The organism is Geitlerinema sp. CS-897, assembly GCF_028368005.1.
GTDB lineage: Bacteria > Cyanobacteriota > Cyanobacteriia > Cyanobacteriales > Geitlerinemataceae > Baaleninema > Baaleninema simplex.
On the sequence record NZ_JAQNCQ010000228.1, the window covers coordinates 1 to 19,001 of the forward strand.

A 19,001-nucleotide genomic window follows, 5' to 3' on the forward strand; every position below is an offset into this window, starting at 1 on the left:
TCCCCATTAAATCGGCCATCGCCGACGAAAATGCAAGGTTTTTGAGCGTCTCGATGGGAAAACCTTGCACTAGCGGGTCAAAAAAATCCTCAAAACCCTTTCCGGGTCTGCATTTCAGTTTTATACAGCAAGCCCTAAATAGTCCCGAACCCAATCGCAGCCGTACACCAAGGGGTCGGTTTGTAGAATCCGTTCCCAATCCCACAACCGTACCGTGCGATCGTCGCCGCCAGAGACGATCGCTTGACTGTCAGGACTGGAAACAACGTCCCAGATGACGCTTTCGTGGCCGCCCAGTGTCATCAACGGAATACCATCACTGCACCACAGCATTGACATCCTCACCGTCCTTCCAGGGCGGTGAGGATGTCAATGTGACTGGCGATCGACGAGCGTAACTGACCCTCGAGCGTCCACAAGTTCAACCGTCCGTCTTCACTGACTTGCGTTGGGCAATCGTTAAAACGCGGTAGGTTCGCTTTCCTGATAGAAAACTAAACCTACCGCACCTGCGATTTTCCGACAACCCCATCGAGAATTCTCTTTAGGCTGAAAGCATCGCCGTTAAGCTCGAAGCACAAGCCGTTGTCTTAGCGGCGCTTCATGTTTTTCGCCATGTTCCGAAACATATCCATATTCGTGTCGGTTTTGGCCGTGCGCCGCTGGAAGTCAGAACTGCTCGAGGAGGTACTCGATTGGCTCGCACTCGTCGAAGACGGGGTGTCGGGAGCGTAATCGCGCTCTTCCATCGCTGAAACCTGACGGACGCGTTCGGTAGGACCGAGGCTTGCACCTTTGATGGTCGGGAACGTCCGGCGGATTTGCCGTGATTTCCGCATATAGTCGATGTCGCCCAAGGTCTTGGCGTCGTCCTGATTGAGAAAATAGGCTTGCGAGGAACCTTCCGATTTCACGGTTTGTTGTTCGGGCTGCTTTTTACGGCCGAACAGCCCGCGAATGAATCCAGTCATGTGCTTACCCTACCCAGCTTTATGTGTTTTTATTACGTTATATAAATAATAGCAAAGATTAAACCCGATACACTCATAAATGCGATCGAACGATCGATCGGTTGGCTCGGACGCGATCGCCTAAATTCTCTTGTGTCGTACCTCTCACTCCCACTCGACTCGATCGACATCCGTTCGAGATAACTGAATCGATTATTAAGAATTAATACGTTTTTTAATTTTTCGCAACAAATCACGAAGAACGATGACGCCTGGAGTCAGCCGTCTCCGACGAGCATTCCTGCGGAAATCGCTACGGCTAAAATGAAGTGAGTCGATAGTACCGTCCCCACCAGAAACTAAACCGCCGTGCAGTCAGACTTAGAAGGCTTAGAGCTGAGTTACGGAGAACTAAAACGCTTAAGTGGCATCGATCCCTCAGAGGTCTTTCGAGCGAGCCTGTTACGGAATCGAAGAACGAGACTCCAGTTTTTCCTACAAGAACTTCTCACGGGATTGGCCCTCACCCCGCTGCTCGTCGGATTTGTCTACCTGTTTCTCATCCGTCCGGTGTTAGGTAACTCCCTCGTCGCTGCGATCGCGTGCTTAGTCGTCATGCCGTTTCTCATCGTAGGAGGGCGTTGGCTGTGGCGACAGTCTACCACCCCCGCGACCTTGATGGCGCTCCTCGAAGATGTCGATCGCTATCACGCCACCCTCAAAGCCATCGAGATCGGCGATCGCCTCTCCGACAATCCCCCCCAAGATAACTCAGAACGCCAAGCCCTTCTGAGCGCCTTAAAACTCACCCGAGACGATCTCGTCCGCGCTCTCAAAACCGAGCGCATCCTCCGCGAAAACCGCGATTTCCTCGCCAACAGCCCCGAACTTTTTACCAACAACCTCACTGCCCTCAAAGCGATCGAAACCAACCATCAAGCCGGTGAATACGCGCGATTTCTCCACGATACTCTCCAAATCGGCATCGGAGTCCGCGAGGAAATGGAAAAACTGCAACGGGAGAAGGGGTGATGGGGAGCTTTTTTCTTGACACTTATCGGGCTAAAGCAACGATGATTTTTGGGTGACAGAGGAGCCGGAGTTTAACCACTTTCCGGTGGGAGGCTCAATCTCTCCCCATCACACCATTTACCCGTTTTTTACTGTTGCCATCTCAAAAAGCTTGTGTTAGGATAGGAGTCTATGGGCGATTAGCACAGTGGTAGCGCACTTCCTTCACACGGAAGGGGTCACTGGTTCGAATCCAGTATCGCCCACTGAAACTTCAATTAAATACCATTATGATGAGGTTGTGGTTAGTCACAACCCATCTTTATATAGAAATTAACCAGTACGGGAGTTTTACAGACTGATGACACAAACGACTCAAACTCCGCAAAAGGGTATCCAAATGACGGAAACTGCCCTGAAGCAAGTAATGATGCTGCGCCAACAGCAAGGAAGCGATCTGTGTTTGCGGGTCGGCGTGCGCCAAGGGGGATGTTCGGGGATGTCCTATACGATGGATTTTGAAGATCCCACGAACATCGGCGAACAAGACGAAGTTTACGATTACGAAGGGTTTCAAGTCGTTTGCGATCGCAAGAGCTTGTTATATCTCTATGGCTTAGTTCTCGATTACAATACCGCGTTAATCGGCGGCGGCTTTACCTTCACCAACCCCAACGCGACGCAAACTTGTGGTTGCGGTAGTTCCTTCTCAGCGTAATCGATACAAACGACCTCGAAAAACCGACTGTTCTCGGGAAATTTTCGAGTATTTTAAGAGAGAGACGTTCTCAGCCGGGAGCGTCTCTTTTTGGTGTAACGTTTTCCTGTTAGGACTTACGCAGTTCGACCGAAACGACTCTAAATGGAGAGGTCTGTGGGCAATGCCCACCCTACTAGCTCTAAATGGAGAGTCTGTGGGCAATGCCTACCCTACAAATGGTGTAGATGCGTAACTCCTGCCTGTATTACAAGCGATAGGAGTATTTTCGACGATGAGTCAACAAATCGAATCGGAATTCGAGCAGGCGATCGCGCGGTATCAAAACGGCGAGTCACCAAAAGCGTTGATCCCGACGTTTAAGGAAATTTGCGATCGTGCCTCGAAAAACAGCGCGGCGTGGACTTGTTTGGCGTGGCTGTACCTTCTCGACGACCGACCGAAATCCGCCTACAAAGCGGCGACGAAAGCCGTCAAACTGACCCCAGAAGATCCCCAGGCGCAGGTGAATTTGGCGCTAGCGATGTTGGAATGCGAGAAAACTGGGGTGCGATCGCACGTCGATCGCGCTATGGGGGTGATGATGGCTTCCTCGGAATTGCGCGAGGAAGTTCAGCGCAACATCGAAGATGGGTTACAGCGCAAACCCGATTGGAAAAGTCTTCTGAGAGTGCGTCGCTGGCTGTTCGAGTCTTAGGCGTTCTCGATATTGACGAAATGTTGACAGAATTCGAGGGGGAATAATTACCTATTCTGGATAATTGTTCGTGTATTTGCCTGAAATGTTAACCCCTCGAGTCTGCTGTCTTCAGCTTCGATGCTCTTTATTTCAAGGGATTCGAGCCTTAGATACCGTTTCGCTTCTTCTGTTAAATATTACGCGTACTTCACAAAACCTAAAATAACTTCATAAAAAACAAGCGAAGATAATGATAAGATTTAGTGAAGTCAGACATTAACTATTTCGCATTTTAATTCAGTCAACCATTTTGTTGGAGAAGAAGCATCATGAGTAATAATACCAAAAACGTGTCCGTCAAGCCAGAAACTCGCAATCACAAAGGCTTTTTTATCCAAGACGTCGAATACCAACTCATGGGTGTCGACGAATCCGGCTGGGCGCTTATTTGCCTCGACGATGTAAGCTGCCACTATGTCGATCCCGACAATCTAGAAGCACTTGAAGACCTCGTTGAGTAATCTCGATCTCTTCTAACTTGTATTAATTGGCGGCTAGACTAAGGAGTTAGTCTAGCTATTTTTTTGGCTATTTTTTGAGTTGAAGGTCGCGATCTCAGGAAACTAGCGATCGTCGAACTCTGCCAGCGCTTCCTCTAAAGCCGGTTTGATAGTGGGATAGCGATACTCAAATCCTTCCGCCAAGGTCTGTTTCGGCAGCACTTGCTGGCCTTTCAACACCACCATCGCCCCTTCGCCGAGCAACAGTTCCAACGCGAATTCTGGCACGGGCAACCAAGACGGACGTTCCATGACTTCTCCCAACACCTGACACAACGTATTCATACGAACGGGATTGGGTGCCGTCGCGTTATACACCCCAGAAAAGGCTGGATTCGAGAGCGCCTCCACAATCAATCGCACCACATCGTCGCGGTGAACCCAAGACACCCACTGGCGGCCGCTCCCGATGGGGCCGCCCACGAAAAACCGAAACGGCGTCAGCATTTTCCCCAACGCACCGCCAGGACCTAAGACGATGCCGAAGCGCAACACGGCGACGCGAGTGCCAAATGCCTTAACCTTCTGCGCTTCAGCTTCCCAAGTCTGACAGACCTGCGCCAAAAAATCGTTACCCGGCGTACTGCTTTCGTCGAAGGTTGCCGTTTCGCTCGTCCCGTAATAGCCTACCGCCGAAGCGTTGACGAACGCCGACGGCTTGTCCGAGGCTCGATCGATCGCTTCGACGAGCTTGGCCGTCGTCACCTGTCGACTTTCGAGAATCGATTGCTTGTATTGAGGCGTCCAGCGGCTGTCGGCGATGGGCGTTCCCGCCAGATTGACCACCCCCGTACATCCAGAAATCGACTGTTGCCAATCCCCCGATTGCATGGGATCGTAGCCGACCACCGACACCTGAGAAAACGCGGACGTGGGAAACAGACGACGCGCCTGTTCGGGACGGCGCGAGAGAACGACCACCTCCGTTCCGTCTTGCTGTAAACGAGCGACCAAACGACTGCCGACAAATCCCGTTGCACCTGCGATCGCGACCTTCACGAGCTGCTCCTTTGCTGCTGTTACGTCGTTTTTAATCTTAATCGACCGGCGATCGAGGGGCGATCTCGCCTCTACAGAGCCAATCGAAGTGCGAAATCGTAGACTGAGTAAATTTGCGTGTAATATTTTGTGTAACGGCTTAGGTGTCGCGTCGAAAAACGACCGCGCCTCAATTTGGCATTTAACAGTCGGGTATGTTCGATCGTGGAAGAACGACTGCAAAAACTTCTATCTCAGTGGGGGATCGCCTCGCGCCGTCGTGCAGAAACCTTCATTCGCGACGGCCGGGTTCGCGTCAACGGACAAACCGCCGAACTCGGAACGAAAGCCGACCCCGAGCGCGATCGCGTCGAACTCGACGGTCGCCTCGTCTCGCCGAACAGCCGTCCGACTCCCTTATATCTTCTGCTCAACAAACCCCTCGGCGTCGTCAGTACCTGCCGCGATCCCCAAGGTCGAACCATCGTACTCGACTTACTCCCCGAGGCGATCGCTCGCGGCCGGGGCATCCACCCCGTCGGCCGCCTCGACACCGACTCCACAGGTGCCTTACTCTTAACCAACGATGGAGATCTCACCTTTCGCTTGACTCATCCTCGCTATCATATACCCAAAACCTATCGCGTTTGGGTTCGTGGGTATCCGCCCGAATCCGCTCTGAGAGCCTGGCGACGGGGCGTTCTCCTCGACGGGCGCACCACTCTGCCCGCTCGAGTCCGAGTCCTCCAACGGGACGAAGCCAACGGTCGAACCCAACTCGAAACCATTCTGACCGAAGGACGCAACCGACAGATCCGCCGGGTTGCCGAACAACTGGGGTATCCCGTCGAGCGCCTTCACCGCACGGCGATCGGCCCGGTATCGTTAAATCCCTCCCCAGGAGACCCCCTTCCTCCCGGTAGCTACCGCCCCTTGCAAGCCTCAGAACTCCAGGCTTTACGAACTCAACTCGACCTAAAATCAGTACTGGTGCGATCGAACCTCAAGGAGCACAGCGGATGAAGTTCACGCGGATTCAGTTCAGAAAAAAAAAGAAAACCACGCGCAACCTCGCCCAGGTGCAAGCCGAAACCCTCGCTGAAATGGGAAGCTACCTGCGTCAGTTGCGGCAAGATCGATCGCTAACGCTCGATTGGATATCTCGTCAAACCCTCATTCCGTCTCGCCTGTTAAACGCCATCGAACACGGACAACTCGAAAAACTCCCCGAACCGGTTTACGTTCAAGGGTTCGTGCGTCGCTTTGCCGACGTTCTCGGTCTCGATGGCATCGAATACGCCCGTCAGTTTCCCACAGGTCTCGAACTCAAACCCCGTCGTCGAAGCTGGCGAGATTCTTCAGCCGCCCAACTGCGACCGCTTCACTTGTACCTGCTTTACATCTCCCTGGTCATCTTTTCCGTACGAGGTATCGCCTCGGTCAATCAACCCGTGTCGATCGACGCCCCCCCTCCGACGACTCTGCCCGCTCCCGCCCCCGCTCCCGCCCCGACTCCCGCTCCGACCTCCTCCGCCCCCGCATCTAACGCTCGGCCGGCCTCTCCTGCCACACCAAACCAGCCCGTGCGCGTCGGGATTACGCTGACCGACGAATCTTGGATTATGGTCGTCGCCGACGGCGAAACGGAATTTGAGGGCGTTCTCTCTGAAGGCACGCATTCTTGGTCGGCGCGAGAAGAACTCACCGTTTTGGCAGGAAACGCCGGAGGGGTCATGATTGCTGTCAATGGCAACGAAGCCCAACCGATGGGAGAACCCGGTAGCGTCGAAGAAGTAACCTTCGTGGCCGACTCTCGCTCGGGTGCTTCCTCTGATACGCCCCCTCAAGCCAACTAAAAAGTCGCCTTACCTCTCGAGAAGCGATCGCTGACGCTTTTGAGACTGTCCTGAAGTTGCCACAATCTTAAATGTAAAACTATAAAATAAACGGACGCGATGGCGTCAGTTAAAGTTTGACCTCACTGTTCGAGTCGGTCGCGCTGTTTGTCACGCTAACCCCTACTAGGAGTTTTTATGAAATCTATCGTTCGTTGGCTCGCCGCCTTGGGCTTAATGGGAGGAACGTTACTGGGATCGCTGGTTCCAACTTTACCGGCCTCAGCCTTGTCTGAAGAAGAAGTGCTGGAAAAACTAGCAACGATTCCCGTTTTCACCATTACAAACAACGACGGGGCCTTTTTCTTAGATGCCGTCCCCAACGCCCAAAATCAAAGCCAACCCCAACAGTTCGTTCGGGTCTTTTTCGACCTCGACGACGCCAAACAAGCCGCAGAAGATATCGCCTCTCAACGTCCCGACCTCGAAGACGAACTGCGTGTGACGCTCACGTCAATGGCAGATATTTACATGATGGAACAGGAGTTCGACACTGAGGACGCCAACCCCGAAACGGCGGGCGAAGATAACGAATCTCTCGAGTTTGCCTACATTCCCCCTCGCGAAGAAATGAACGCGGCGGTGTCGCTGCTGCAAGAACAAGAACGAACCTCGGACTTGATCGAAGTTGAAGGACAAAACGGCGAAATCGTTTATATTTTCCCAGGCGTTCCGTTGTTTGCGGCGACGGTGGGAGACGGCGAAAACCAACGATATTTAAGCATTCAACGGAACGGTGAAGCTTTCGTACCGCTGTTTTTCGATCGCGACGACCTGAACGACGCCATCCAACAGGCCGATCTCGGCGAACCCGTCAACACGCAAGTCCTACAACTCGAAACGCTGATCGATCGCATGATCCTCGAAGACGGAAACGATGCCGCCTACGAACAACTGGTGTTGATTCCCACCCGCGAATCGGCTCAGCTAATGGAAAACGTGATTCAGGAAATGCAGGATCGATCGGGGAACGGGACTCCCGTAGAACCTCCCGCCGCCACGCCGGAAAACTAAACGGAAATTCCTACGAAATTCGAGATGTCCGGTTTTTCTGTTTCCGATCCGACGCCGACCCCTACTGTGGGACGCGATCTGTGGGCGTGGCGATCGCAAGCTCGCCAAAACGCGGAAGCCGTGGGGATCGACCCTGATGAGGTCGATTGGCTGCTGCACCACCGAGCTGGCATCGATCGCCTGACCTTGCACTTGGGAGCGCAAAAACCACCCGAAACGGTCACCCTCGGCTGCTCCCTCCAAGATCTCGATCGCTTGTGGACTCGCCGCTCGAGCGATCGCGTTCCCCTACAGTACCTCGTGGGAACCGTCCCCTGGCGGCACTTCGACCTCCTCGTTTCCCCAGCCGTTCTGATTCCCCGTCCCGAAACCGAAGCGATTATCGACATCGCCGAGACGGCCGCCGAGGACAATAGCGGCGGAATTTGGGTCGATCTCGGCACGGGAAGCGGGGCGATCGCCCTTGGACTCGCTGAAGCCTTTCCCGACGCCTCTATCGTCGCCGTAGACGCCAGTGAAGACGCCCTGGCCGTGGCGCGAGCCAACGCCGAACGCTGTGGCGCGGGCGATCGCGTGTGCTGGCTTCACGGGAGTTGGTTCGAGCCGCTGACGCCGTTTGAAGGGCAAGTGCGCGGTCTGGTGTCCAACCCGCCTTACATTCCCAGCGAGGAAGTTTTAACGTTACAGCCGGAAGTGAGACGCCACGAACCCCACCTCGCCCTCGACGGCGGACGGGACGGGTTAGACGCCTTGCGCCATTTAGCCGAAACTGCCCCGGACTACCTAGCCGACGGGGGAATTTGGCTGGTCGAACATATGGCCGGTCAGTCCGAAGCCGTGCGATCGCTGTTAGAGACACTGGGGTGTTATCGAAACGTCCGGGCGATCGCGGATTTTGCAGGGATCGATCGCTTTGTCTTAGCCTATTTCGACGCGAACCTCCGCTAAAATCGAGAGATTCGCCGAACACACTGTCTCGATAACTCGATAAACTGTCCCGATGACCTTGGTTTCCTTCGATGCCCTCGTCGAGGGCGTGCGCTCTGGTAAAATTGCCAGCTTTCCCACCGATACCGTTCCCGCCCTCGCCGTGCGTCCCGATCGGGCGGCCGACCTGTTCGCCCTCAAACAGCGCCAAGCCACCAAACCCCTGATCCTGATGGGATCTCGAGCTGAAGACCTCTGGCCTTACGTGGCCGGAAGCGACGCCGAACGGGAACGGTGGGATGTCTTGGTCGGCCGACACTGGCCCGGTGCGCTAACCCTCGTTTTACCAGCCGGGCCGAAGCTACCGCCACAAATGAACCCCACCGACCCCACAACGATCGGCGTGCGAGTCCCCGACTGCGACATCGCCCGTCGCGTGTTAGCATCCACCGGTCCTCTGGCCACCACCAGCGCCAACCGTTCCGGGGAACCTCCTTTGACGGATGCGGCGGACATCGATGCGGCCTTCGAGGAAATTTGCGTCCTGTCTCCGAACGCCGACGCGCCCCTGTTGGCCTCGGGGTTGCCTTCGACCGTGGCGAAATGGACGGGAGAAGGTTGGCAGGTTCTCCGACAGGGTGCGATCGCGTTGTAGCAGTAGAGTAAAAGAAGAGGTGCGATCGCTCGGGCGATCGTCACTCGTCACCTTCGAGACGGCAACCCCAGAAGAGTCTGTCAATGACCCACGATTGACTGCCTGGCAGTCCAATCGGGGCATGAGGGGTCTCATCCTTCATCGTAAGCATTGACTAGACCTCAGAGCAGTTATCTGGAACGGACGGCAAAATACTCCTCTCGTTCTGCCCGCTCCAAGCCGAGAAGTCGCTCGGCGCTGTCAGACAGGACATCTTGATAGCTGTGGTCGAAGAGGCAAACACTCCCAAAAGGAGAATTATCTTAGATGCGAGTCCCTGTAGTTTCAAAAGAAGGTGTTCCTTTGATGCCCACAAAACCCAGTCGGGTGAGGCGTTGGCTCAAAGAGCGAAAAGCTGTCAAAAAATGGTCAGATGTCGGAGTGTTTTACGTTCGACTCACCGTCGATCCGAGCAACACCCAAACCCAAGAAGTGGCGGTTGGAGTAGACCCCGGCAAGCACTTTTCGGGTGTGGCCGTGCAATCGGCTAAAGCCACCCTATTCATGGCACATCTGATTTTGCCGTTCGAGACGGTTAAGAAGCGAATGGAGCAGCGACGCACGATGCGACGTACGCGCCGCTCTCGTCGCATTAACCGCAACGTGCCGTTTAAGTTTCGCAACCACCGCTCATCGCGGTTTAACAACCGTTGCCAAAACAAACTCCCACCGAGTATCCGAGCTAACCGACAGCTCGAACTACGAGTCGTTAGGGAACTGGCAGCAATTTTCCCCATTTCTACCATCGTCTGGGAATACGTTCGAGCGGATGTCGATCTAACCAGCGGACGGCGAAAGGCTCGTTCGGGGAAAGGTTTTTCTCCCGTAATGGTGGGGCAGCGTTGGGCGATCCGAGAAATGGAAGAAATCGCCCCAGTGGTGCAGTTGCAGGGCTGGAAAACTGCCAACCTCAGACGAGAACTGGGGTTGGTTAAGTCCGGCAACAAAGACGACGCCTCGCCAGAATCCCATGCGGTAGACGGCATCGCCCTGGCGTCGTCTCAGTTCGTTCGATATGAGTCGTTCCACGGAACGAACGTTCGCGGACATCGGTGGAAGGGTAGTGTTTGCATTACTCCCGCACTGTTTCGAGTGATTCGCCGTCCTCCCATCTGTCGGAGACAGTTGCACCTTCTGCAACCCGCCAAGGGTGGAACGCGTCGCAAGTATGGCGGAACCGTCACCCGGCACGGATTCAGAAAAGGCGACTTCGTTCGGGCGTCCAGGGCAGGACGCCAATATCTCGGATGGGTCTCTGGAGATAATGCTCGTCAGGTGTCTGTCAGCGACATTAACTGGAAACGGCTCGGACAGTTCAGCGCTTCTAAAGTGCAGTTGCTCGCCCCCAACACGAATTTGCTGGTCTTGGGAACATCGAACCCCACTCGACCCGCGTTTTGTTCCTCCCGCGCTTGAATCACAGATTTCAAGCGGGGTATCCACAAAGGAGGTTTTGATGAAACGCAAACCTTCTTCAAGTCCCAGTCGCGACGTTCCTCTGACGCCCGAGGATTTAGACGGGATTGAAGATCGAGATTTGCGACGCCGCGTTGCAGCGTTAGTCGAACGCTGCGATCGTCTCGAGCGCAGTAACGAACGCCTCAGTCGCGAGTTGCAAGACTGGCAGTTGAACTATCGCCTCGCGGTCGAACTCGGTCAGTTCAAAGGGGGATTTCTCTCGCGGATTTCCCACGAACTGCGATCGCCGCTCAACGGCTCGATCGGGGCGCTCCAACTCATCTTGGCCGATCTGTGCGAAAGTCCCGAAGAAGAACGGGACTTTTTGGGTAAAGCCCACGAATCCGCTCTCAAAATGGTGGCAATGCTCGACACGATTCTCAAAGTCGCTCGTGCCGAACAGGGACGCGCTCCCCTCAAACTCGATACGGTGCGCCTGTCGGATCTCTTTGAAGAAGTTCGCGAACTGTTGTACTTGCAAGCGGCCAACCACAATCACGATTTTCAAATTGTAATGCCCGAGTCCGACGTGCGGGTTTCGGCCGACTTCAAAATGTTGTTACAGGTTCTAGTTCACGGCGTTCAGACGGTATTCGAGCGCGTGGAGTACGGAAAATTGCGCTTGTCTGTCGAGGCGGGCGATCGCACGGTCGATATTTGGCTCGATTCGTCTTGTCCCTTCGAGGTGTGGAACGAGCCGGTCGATTTCATGCGATCGCCGCTTCCCGATTGCGATCCCCGTGTGGGGCTTCCTCAGCTATCTTGGGGGCTTACGGTACTGGTCGATCGCGCTTTACTCGACTTAATGCAGGGGGATTTAACGGTTCTCGATCCCCCTGGAGATCGTCGAGACTGGGTCAGTCGGATTCAATACTCGCTCCCACGGGAACGTCCGATCTCGGAAGTGGACTGACGAGGGGCGTGTTGTGCAGCACCATCGTCGTCGTCGAATTTTCCTCGAAGCCGATGCGTTCGTAAAATCGCTGTTGGTAGGTCGTCATCAAATACACCCGTTCGACGCGGTTGACGCGAGGGTGGCTCAATACGGTTTCGACTAATTTACGACCGATACCCAATCCCTGATATTCGGGATGGACGACGACGTCCCAAATGGTAGCGCGGTAAATTCCATCGGAGGTGGCGCGGGCAAATCCTGTTAAGCGATCGCGGTCCCAAACTGTAATGACGGGTTCGCTGTTGGCGATCGCGATTTCGAGGTCTTCGAGGCGGCGCTCGGCTGCCCAAAACGCGGCGAGATCGAATAGGGCTTTGACTTGGTAAACGTTAATTTCGGATTTGCGATCGCAATAACGAACGTTTCTGCAATCCATTGACTCAAACCTCTCCTAAACCTGCAATCTGACAGGCTTAATAACGGCTGTATTGAAACGAGCTGGAATATTTGTAGCAAATCTTGCTAAATTTTGGTAGCGAAATTTACACTGTCCGCGATCGTTTTCTAACATCCAGGTTCGACAACGGGAACTATCTGAAACGTGGGGATCGCCCGCTATCGAAACCCTGTGGCGATCTCGAGGAGATCGCTCGCTCCAATCTCCCCTAAAATTCATATAAAAAGTCGGTGCGTCAAGATACCTTAACGCACCGTTTGAAAACAGGCAACGGTCTGTTTAAGCGTCAGCTTCGGCGTAAACGCTGACTTTTTTACGACTGCGGGTTTTGTGTTCGAAGGTCACGATTCCATCGATCAGAGCGAACAGCGTATCGTCCCGTCCGATACCGACGTTCGTACCGGGGTGAATTTTCGTACCGCGCTGGCGGACTAAAATGTTACCCGCTTTAACCACTTGGCCGCCGTAACGCTTGACGCCCAAGCGTTTAGCGTTAGAATCGCGACCGTTACGAGTACTACCGGTTCCTTTCTTGTGAGCCATCGTTTCTCCTCAATTTGGATTTTCGACAAACAACCAATTCCCGTGAAATCTCACCGCGACATTTCACGGAGCGATCGGCGATCGCGATCTCTTATTCTGCCGTAGTTTCGGCAACCTCAGCCACCAGTTCCGTCGGCTCGGCGGACAAAGCGCTTTCCTCGAAGGCATTGCTTTCAGCCAAGACCGTACCGTTGAAGCTAATACGCTCGATCGCCAACCGCGTGAGTTCCTGACGGTGACCGCGCTTTTTGCGGGTTTTCTTCTTCGGCTGCATCTTGTAGACGATTACCTTGCGACCCCGGCGGTGTTCCAACACCTTGCCTTCCACCGTAGCGCCTTCAACCCAAGGTTGTCCCACGTGGGCGTCGTCTTCGTGGCGAACGAACAGAACCTTATCGATGGTCACGGCTTCGCCGGGTTCCACGTGCAACAGTTCCACATCGTAGAACCGACCGGGTTCTACCATGACCTGCTTTCCGCCAGTTTCGATAATTGCGTAAGTCATCAAACCGTCCTTTCTAAATTGCCGTAGGGGTAGCCAGATCGCATTGCGATGCTATGGCTTTGCGATACTGTGCCTTTGTGCGACCCGTTCCGAGCTGAAATAAAAGAGCCAACTTCCTATTGTCGCAAGTTGGCGCTTTCACTGTCAAGATTTCGTCGAGACAACGAGTCGAGATCGATCGCCTTACTCTTCCTCGTCGCCGCCTTCAGCGGTGGCTGCAACGACAGGTTGCTTCACCGTCAGATAGCGCAGCACCTCTTCAGACATTCTCATGGCGCGTTCGAGTTTCGCGATCGCATCTCCCGGCGCGTCGTAGTTCATTTGAACGTAAACACCATCGCGATGGTCTTCAATCTCGTAAGCCAAACGGCGTTTACCCCGGTGTTGAATATCGAGGTTTTGAGCGCCGTTTTCTTCCAACAGCGTGCGATACTTGTCGATTTCGATATCCGTGCGCTCTTCTCCCAAGTCGGGGCGCAGGATGTACATCGTTTCGTAGATAAACTCTTTCATGGTCTGTCCTAATCAGTCCTTATGGTCACAGTGGCGTTCGAGCCGTCGAATCCAACCGCTCGAAGCAAGGAGTGAACGTTCGATCGCCCCTCAAGCCAACCGTCGCAGCGAGGGCGATCGATGCCGTCTCTTGTGCCTGATATCGACCGATTCGGGGACGTGACGCCCCCACCCAGTCTAAATCCAAGGCGACTTACTACTATACCCCAAAGTCGCCCCCGTTCGATCTCAAACGCGATCGAGATCCTCTCTCAGTCTCTCTGTGTCCTCTGTGTCGGGTGTTGTGAAACGGTGCGTTCCGGCGAATTCAGGCTGTTGGCAAAATCCCAAAGCTCGATCGACACCAGAACACACCCGACCTGTCTGTGTCTCTCTGTGTCCTCCGTGCCTCTGTGGTGAACCCGGTTTTCCAAGGCAGCCTATTGAAGCCAGACAGCCAGTGTGATAAGTCTGAACATTAACGCCACTCCAACGCCTCAATGCTCGATCGCGCCCCTGCCCGCTTTTCCATCACCCCAAAACTCCCACCCCAACGGTGGCATCTCCACGATCCCGAAGAGAATCGCACTCGGGAACTCGCCCAAACCCTCGATCTCCCCGACGTTCTCGCCCGAGTTCTGATCGATCGCGGCTTCGACACCCCCGAAAGCGCCCAAATTTTCTTAAATCCCGAAACCCTCGAACTGCCTCGGTTTATCGACGACTTCCCCGACTTGGGCATCAGTTACGACCTCATTCGGGAAATGCGCGAAGCCGGACGACTCATCGCCATTTGCGGCGACTACGACGCCGACGGCATGACCAGCACCGCCTTACTCCTGCGGGCGTTGCGAACCTGCGGCGCCAACGTCGAATATGCCATTCCCAGCCGCATGACGGACGGCTACGGCATCAACTCCCGCATCGTCCGCGAACTCCACGAAAAAGGCGTCGGTCTCATTATCACCGTCGATAACGGCATTAGCGCCCACGATCCCGTCGAAGAAGCCCGAGAATTGGGGATGGAAATCATCGTGACCGACCACCACGACTTACCGCCGGAAATTCCCCTGGCCAGCGCGATTCTCAACCCGAAAATGACCCGCGCTGACTCTCCCTATCGCGGCATGGCAGGGGTGGGCGTGGCGTATATGTTGGCGATGCACGTTGCCGAACAGTTGGGACATCTCGACGAGTTACGGTTGCCCCTGTTGGAACTGTTGACCTTGGGAACGATCGCCGATCTCGCGCCCCTGTCGGGGGTCAACCGCCACTGGGTCAAGCAGGGGTTGGGATTGCTGCCTCACTCGACGATTCCTGGAATTCAGGCGTTGATGCAGGTGTCGGGAACCACGGAAAAGGGCGAGAAAGCTCTGAAACCGGACGCGATCGGCTTTCGCTTGGGACCTCGGATCAACGCCGTCGGACGCATCGGCGATCCCCAGTTGGTCATCGAGTTACTTTCGACGGACGATACGGGTATTGCCCTGGAACGGGCGATGCAGTGCGAACAAATCAATCAAACCCGTCAGGGGATGTGCCACGACATCGAACGGGAAGCGATCGAATGGTGCGAAGACTCGGGAATCGACCTGTTGGAAACGCGGATTCTGGTTCCCATTTCCGACGGTTGGCATCACGGGGTCATCGGGATCGTCGCGTCGCGATTGGTGGAACGGTACGGGGTTCCGGTGTTTATTTGTACCTACGAAGATGAGGAAAAGCAGCAGGTTCGCGGTTCGGCGCGGGGAATCCCTGAATTTAACGTTTTCGAGGCGTTGGAATACTGCAAAGATTTACTCTCGAAACACGGCGGACACCCGGCGGCGGGTGGATTTTCGCTACCCGAGGAAAATCTCGAGGCATTTCGATCGCGCTTGAGTGAGTTCGCCTGTCAGTGTTTGGAACCGCACCATCTCAAACCCCGCGTGACGATCGACAGCCATCTGGAGTTAGAGGGGGCGAATTCGACGTTATACGCAGAGATCGATCGCTTGCATCCCTGTGGCATCGGCAACCCGGAACCCGTCTTTTGGACGCATAACCTGCGCGTCGCGGAACAGAGAATCGTAGGAAAAGGACATTTGAAGTTAACCGTAGCCGACGAGAACGGCACGGAGAAAAAGGCGATCGCGTGGCGTTGGGGGGATTATTTTCCGCTGCCAACGCGGGTGGATTTAGCCTACAAGCTACGGGAAAATAACTGGAGCGGCGAACGGGCGATCGAACTTGAAATCGTCGGGGCGCGACTTCCAGATGGGGTGGAATTGACGGCAGATGCGGAACCGTCCCCCTCTGAATCAGTCAACGTCGAAGAAGCAAGCAGCGTAGACGATTCCATCTCAGAAGCTTCAGATTTTGAATCTTCCACGACTGACGAGGTAAGCTCAAACGATGGGACAGTGGCAGAGTTGCCCTCGAAAAATGCGAGCTCGAAATTGCCGGAATCTGAGAGTTCTACGGCTGACAATACAATTTCAGAACTTCCTAAATCTGAGAGTTCTACAACTGAAGATTTGACTGCGGAAGAGTCACAAAAGGAAAATAAAATTTCAGAATTTCCTAAGTCTGAGAGTTCTACAACTGAAGATTCAACTTCTGAAGAGTTCCCCTCGGACGATTCGACCTCGGAAGAGGTAAGCATAGACGATGCAATTTCAGAAGTTCCCAAATCTGAAGACTTAACTTTTGAAGATTCGACTGCTGAAGAGTTACCCTCGGAAGATTCAAACTCGGAAAAAGCAAGCGTAGACGATTCGACAACCGAAACGCCAGCGCCCAAACCTCAACCGTCTGCGCCCAAAATTGCCAAATTCGATTATCGAAATCGCGTATATCAATGCGGTTTGTACGAACTCGCAGATGGAAAAGAACTCCGAATTCGCAACGATCGCGGTCAAGTTCTCGCGGTTCGACAGGGTAGCGAAACGGGGTTACTCGGAACGAGTCGCGAGGATGCGAAAACGGTCAACGTTCGACAAAAGCGGTTTTTCGATTTAATTAAAATAGCCAAACAAGCGTTGCAAGTTTAGTTAAAAATAGATAAAGTTTCTTCAAAAATTAACCCCATTTTTTTGAGAATGGGGTTACAAATTATCTGTTTTTAAAATTGATTTTATTCCAGAAAAAAAGCATTGAAAACTGGGTGATCGATTCAAATCGGGTTGCATTTCTTCCGAGATAGCGCGAGCCGCTTCTACTTTATTCAATCCGCCGGGATGATAGTTTTTACTTTGCAATAATTTTTCAAGAGCTTCCCAAGCTCCCACAATTTCATCGGGGTGTCGATAGCGTTTTTGAGTCGCAAATTTAGGCAGAATCTTAGGATAAGCTTTCGTAATAGCATCCGCATCGCCGAGAAACCAGGCTTCGAGTTCTTCGATCGCAATACGGTTAAGAACAACAAAGTCATCGCTTGGATAATTACTTTTCGTAGTAAAACCACATAAAATAGCTTGCTGTTCTAAGGTCTGTTTTAAATCGAAACAGTTATCGTTATCTCGATCGCACAACACCACAATACGATAATTTTCGGGTATCCAAGCACGATATCCTCGGAGGCGATCGGGGAGTTTTTTGAGAAGATCGCGTTTCCCTTGAAAAGCATGAATTTGAAACGTTACATCTTCGGGCAAAAACTTCAGAAGTAAATTTTCAAGAGCCATTTCAGCCGAGTATTCTTCTACTAAAAATTCGATATGAACCGACATGAGTTAATTTTTGCGTCAACTTGCCTTTTTAGAAAACACCAAATTCACGTTTTAGAATTACTTAAATTCTATTTTTTAAATTCTCGGTGCACCATGATTTTTTAAAGGATTTCCAAATTCAAAAAAATCCTCCATCCAAAGGTTTCCCAGCGTTGCACCGTTATCAATTGCTTCGCAGACTTCACGCATATCCGCAGCTCTTTTCGCTTGTGTAAAACCGCGTTCGTCGCGATACAGTACCCAAAGTTCGTTAGGACGCAAGCCATCGACGAAATAAGGAGAATGGGTTGTAACCATCAGTTGACTTTGACCGGACGCCGTTCGACACTCTTCAGCGAGTTCGGGTAGCAAACGGGGATGGAGATGGTTTTCAGGTTCTTCAATTCCGATGAGTTGAGGCGGATCGGGATCGTACAGAACTGTTAGATAAGATAGCATTTTAAGAGTGCCATCAGAGGCAAATTTTGCCAGAATAGGTTGTTGAAAAGGAGCATCTTTAATTTGAAGCAGAAGTCGTCCGTCCAACATCATTTCGGCGTCGATGCGTTCGAGACGTGGAATGCGTCTTGCGAGGGTTTTAAGGATGCGATCGAGCCGTTCGGGATGTTGTTCTTTGAGGTATTGTATGACGTTAGGTAGGTTGTCTCCGATTTCGGATAAACGTTCCTGGGGACCGGCTTCAGGGGTACTCCGTGCGGTATCTATGGTGAGATAAGATAGATACCAGCCACTAATAAATCGTCGCAAAGCACTAACGCGAGGATTGCTAGCAAATTGTCCGAGGGTATTGACTGCTAAAATATCGGCACTATCTAACTCTTGTGAAATGCGTTCGTCCTGTTCTTCTGGCATTTCACCACTAATCACTCGACCTTTACCCTCTTTGAAGTCGAGAAATTTAAACGGTGCGCCGAAGCGTTTTCCGCGCCTCCATTGCAACCATTCTTCCGCAATATAAGGACCTCGTTGATTTTCTTCGATTGCCAAAAAGTAGGTAATCGGCGGAGTTCGATCGTTTTCGCGGTATTTTAACTCAAAGGAAATCGGACCCGTTGCACCTCGCGTCCGAAGTTCGCGGAAGCGTCCGCGTCGGTCCCAGGCACGTCGGAGACCGAGTTGAAAGCATTCCGACAGAAAGGCAAATACGTCAAATATTGTGGATTTGCCGCTACCGTTGGGACCGAGAAAGACCGTCAGCGGTGTAATGTCTCTGAGTTCGAGATTGTGAAGGGCGCGATAATTTTTGATCTTGAGTTGTTCGATTCTGGCAATAGTCGGTTTAGTCATTGGATGACTCGATATGACGTTCTTGAACTCAAAGAAATCCGCAAATTCCGCAAGATACAAAAACGGATCTCAATAGAAAATGATAAATGAGGCTCTTCCGAACTTAAGATGCAGAATCAATCTGAAAAAATCATAGAAAGCTGACTCCTAAGCTCAAAGTTGCAGAAATTACGAAATCCATAAGCTTTGCGTTTAATCAGCTTTAACTTGTTGTTTAAACCTTCCACA

22 protein-coding genes, 1 tRNA gene and 1 pseudogene are annotated in these 19,001 nt (G+C 52.9%); 13 read left to right on the top strand and 11 right to left on the bottom strand.

Features of this window, described 5'->3' with window-relative positions; genetic code table 11:
* Positions 1–120 precede the first annotated feature (120 nt).
* Together POG22_RS14310 and POG22_RS14315 are read right to left on the bottom strand one after the other, a co-directional pair.
* Positions 121–339, bottom strand: a complete 219-nt coding sequence (locus POG22_RS14310; RefSeq protein ID WP_498906006.1) for a hypothetical protein — start codon at positions 337–339, stop codon at positions 121–123.
* A gap of 251 nt (positions 340–590) precedes the next feature.
* Positions 591–971: a hypothetical protein gene (locus tag POG22_RS14315; RefSeq protein ID WP_017659718.1), complete on the bottom strand. Its 381-nt coding sequence runs from the start codon at positions 969–971 to the stop codon at positions 591–593.
* Between the two features lie 348 nt (positions 972–1,319).
* On the opposite strand from POG22_RS14315, the gene POG22_RS14320 reads away from it, so the two are divergent.
* The 5 genes from POG22_RS14320 to POG22_RS14340 all read left to right on the top strand — a co-directional run bounded on the left by POG22_RS14320 (position 1,320) and on the right by POG22_RS14340 (position 3,879).
* The gene (locus POG22_RS14320; protein ID WP_063716876.1) at positions 1,320–1,982 is read left to right on the top strand and encodes a hypothetical protein; all 663 of its coding nucleotides are present in this window, start codon (positions 1,320–1,322) and stop codon (positions 1,980–1,982) included.
* 173 nt (positions 1,983–2,155) lie between these two features.
* Positions 2,156–2,227, top strand: a tRNA-Val gene (locus POG22_RS14325).
* Between the two features lie 95 nt (positions 2,228–2,322).
* A complete protein-coding gene (locus POG22_RS14330; RefSeq protein ID WP_026097479.1) occupies positions 2,323–2,679 on the top strand; it encodes a HesB/IscA family protein in 357 nt (118 codons plus the stop codon).
* A 274-nt stretch (positions 2,680–2,953) separates the two neighbouring features.
* Positions 2,954–3,376 carry a tetratricopeptide repeat protein gene (locus POG22_RS14335; RefSeq protein ID WP_017659744.1) on the top strand — a complete coding sequence of 141 codons (423 nt, stop codon included), beginning with the start codon at positions 2,954–2,956 and terminating at the stop codon, positions 3,374–3,376.
* A 311-nt stretch (positions 3,377–3,687) separates the two neighbouring features.
* On the top strand, positions 3,688–3,879 hold the full coding sequence (locus POG22_RS14340) for a hypothetical protein (RefSeq protein WP_063716877.1): 192 nt from the start codon (positions 3,688–3,690) through the stop codon (positions 3,877–3,879).
* Positions 3,880–3,981: 102 nt separating this feature from the next.
* Here POG22_RS14340 and thyD read toward each other — a convergent pair whose 3' ends face one another.
* Positions 3,982–4,917: a thylakoid membrane protein ThyD gene (gene thyD / locus POG22_RS14345; RefSeq protein ID WP_063716878.1), complete on the bottom strand. Its 936-nt coding sequence runs from the start codon at positions 4,915–4,917 to the stop codon at positions 3,982–3,984.
* 204 nt (positions 4,918–5,121) lie between these two features.
* Between thyD and POG22_RS14350 the strand changes: the two genes are divergently transcribed.
* From POG22_RS14350 to POG22_RS14380, 7 genes are all read left to right on the top strand, one after another.
* Positions 5,122–5,919, top strand: coding sequence for a pseudouridine synthase (locus POG22_RS14350; RefSeq protein WP_017659741.1), 798 nt, complete (start codon positions 5,122–5,124; stop codon positions 5,917–5,919).
* Positions 5,916–6,752: a helix-turn-helix domain-containing protein gene (locus POG22_RS14355; protein ID WP_498906008.1), complete on the top strand. Its 837-nt coding sequence runs from the start codon at positions 5,916–5,918 to the stop codon at positions 6,750–6,752. Before POG22_RS14350 ends, POG22_RS14355 begins: the two co-directional genes overlap by 4 nt.
* Before the next feature lie 177 nt (positions 6,753–6,929).
* Positions 6,930–7,805: a Tic22 family protein gene (locus POG22_RS14360; protein WP_082901522.1), complete on the top strand. Its 876-nt coding sequence runs from the start codon at positions 6,930–6,932 to the stop codon at positions 7,803–7,805.
* Positions 7,806–7,829: 24 nt separating this feature from the next.
* A complete protein-coding gene (gene prmC / locus POG22_RS14365) occupies positions 7,830–8,753 on the top strand; it encodes a peptide chain release factor N(5)-glutamine methyltransferase (RefSeq protein WP_498906009.1) in 924 nt (307 codons plus the stop codon).
* Positions 8,754–8,805: 52 nt separating this feature from the next.
* Entirely contained in the window at positions 8,806–9,387 is a 582-nt protein-coding gene (locus tag POG22_RS14370; protein ID WP_063716882.1) for an L-threonylcarbamoyladenylate synthase, read from the top strand.
* A 306-nt stretch (positions 9,388–9,693) separates the two neighbouring features.
* Positions 9,694–10,842 (top strand): RRXRR domain-containing protein, encoded by a 1,149-nt coding sequence (locus POG22_RS14375; RefSeq protein WP_063716883.1) that lies wholly within the window; start codon positions 9,694–9,696, stop codon positions 10,840–10,842.
* A 40-nt stretch (positions 10,843–10,882) separates the two neighbouring features.
* Positions 10,883–11,797 (top strand): sensor histidine kinase, encoded by a 915-nt coding sequence (locus POG22_RS14380; protein ID WP_498906012.1) that lies wholly within the window; start codon positions 10,883–10,885, stop codon positions 11,795–11,797.
* Here POG22_RS14380 and POG22_RS14385 read toward each other — a convergent pair.
* The 5 genes from POG22_RS14385 to POG22_RS14405 form a co-directional block, all read right to left on the bottom strand.
* Positions 11,742–12,215: a GNAT family N-acetyltransferase gene (locus POG22_RS14385; protein ID WP_063716885.1), complete on the bottom strand. Its 474-nt coding sequence runs from the start codon at positions 12,213–12,215 to the stop codon at positions 11,742–11,744. The genes POG22_RS14380 and POG22_RS14385 overlap by 56 nt on opposite strands.
* 300 nt (positions 12,216–12,515) lie before the next feature.
* Positions 12,516–12,779 carry a 50S ribosomal protein L27 gene (gene rpmA / locus POG22_RS14390; protein WP_017659733.1) on the bottom strand — a complete coding sequence of 88 codons (264 nt, stop codon included), beginning with the start codon at positions 12,777–12,779 and terminating at the stop codon, positions 12,516–12,518.
* 91 nt (positions 12,780–12,870) lie between these two features.
* Positions 12,871–13,284: a 50S ribosomal protein L21 gene (rplU, locus tag POG22_RS14395; protein ID WP_498906014.1), complete on the bottom strand. Its 414-nt coding sequence runs from the start codon at positions 13,282–13,284 to the stop codon at positions 12,871–12,873.
* A 183-nt stretch (positions 13,285–13,467) separates the two neighbouring features.
* Positions 13,468–13,797 carry a 30S ribosomal protein S6 gene (rpsF, locus tag POG22_RS14400; RefSeq protein WP_017659731.1) on the bottom strand — a complete coding sequence of 110 codons (330 nt, stop codon included), beginning with the start codon at positions 13,795–13,797 and terminating at the stop codon, positions 13,468–13,470.
* Between the two features lie 25 nt (positions 13,798–13,822).
* Entirely contained in the window at positions 13,823–13,984 is a 162-nt protein-coding gene (locus tag POG22_RS14405; protein WP_498906017.1) for a hypothetical protein, read from the bottom strand.
* A gap of 292 nt (positions 13,985–14,276) precedes the next feature.
* Here POG22_RS14405 and recJ point away from each other — a divergent pair.
* Positions 14,277–16,034 (top strand): annotated as a pseudogene (gene recJ, locus POG22_RS14410) (single-stranded-DNA-specific exonuclease RecJ); the annotation flags it as partial.
* 828 nt (positions 16,035–16,862) lie between these two features.
* On the opposite strand, the gene POG22_RS14415 reads toward recJ, so the two are convergent.
* From POG22_RS14415 to POG22_RS14425, 3 genes are all read right to left on the bottom strand, one after another.
* Positions 16,863–17,486 carry a DUF4276 family protein gene (locus POG22_RS14415; RefSeq protein WP_498906019.1) on the bottom strand — a complete coding sequence of 208 codons (624 nt, stop codon included), beginning with the start codon at positions 17,484–17,486 and terminating at the stop codon, positions 16,863–16,865.
* A gap of 75 nt (positions 17,487–17,561) precedes the next feature.
* Positions 17,562–18,773 carry an AAA family ATPase gene (locus POG22_RS14420; RefSeq protein ID WP_498906021.1) on the bottom strand — a complete coding sequence of 404 codons (1,212 nt, stop codon included), beginning with the start codon at positions 18,771–18,773 and terminating at the stop codon, positions 17,562–17,564.
* A 116-nt stretch (positions 18,774–18,889) separates the two neighbouring features.
* The coding region (locus POG22_RS14425) for a transposase (RefSeq protein ID WP_498903168.1) at positions 18,890–19,001 on the bottom strand (112 nt) is incomplete at its 5' end.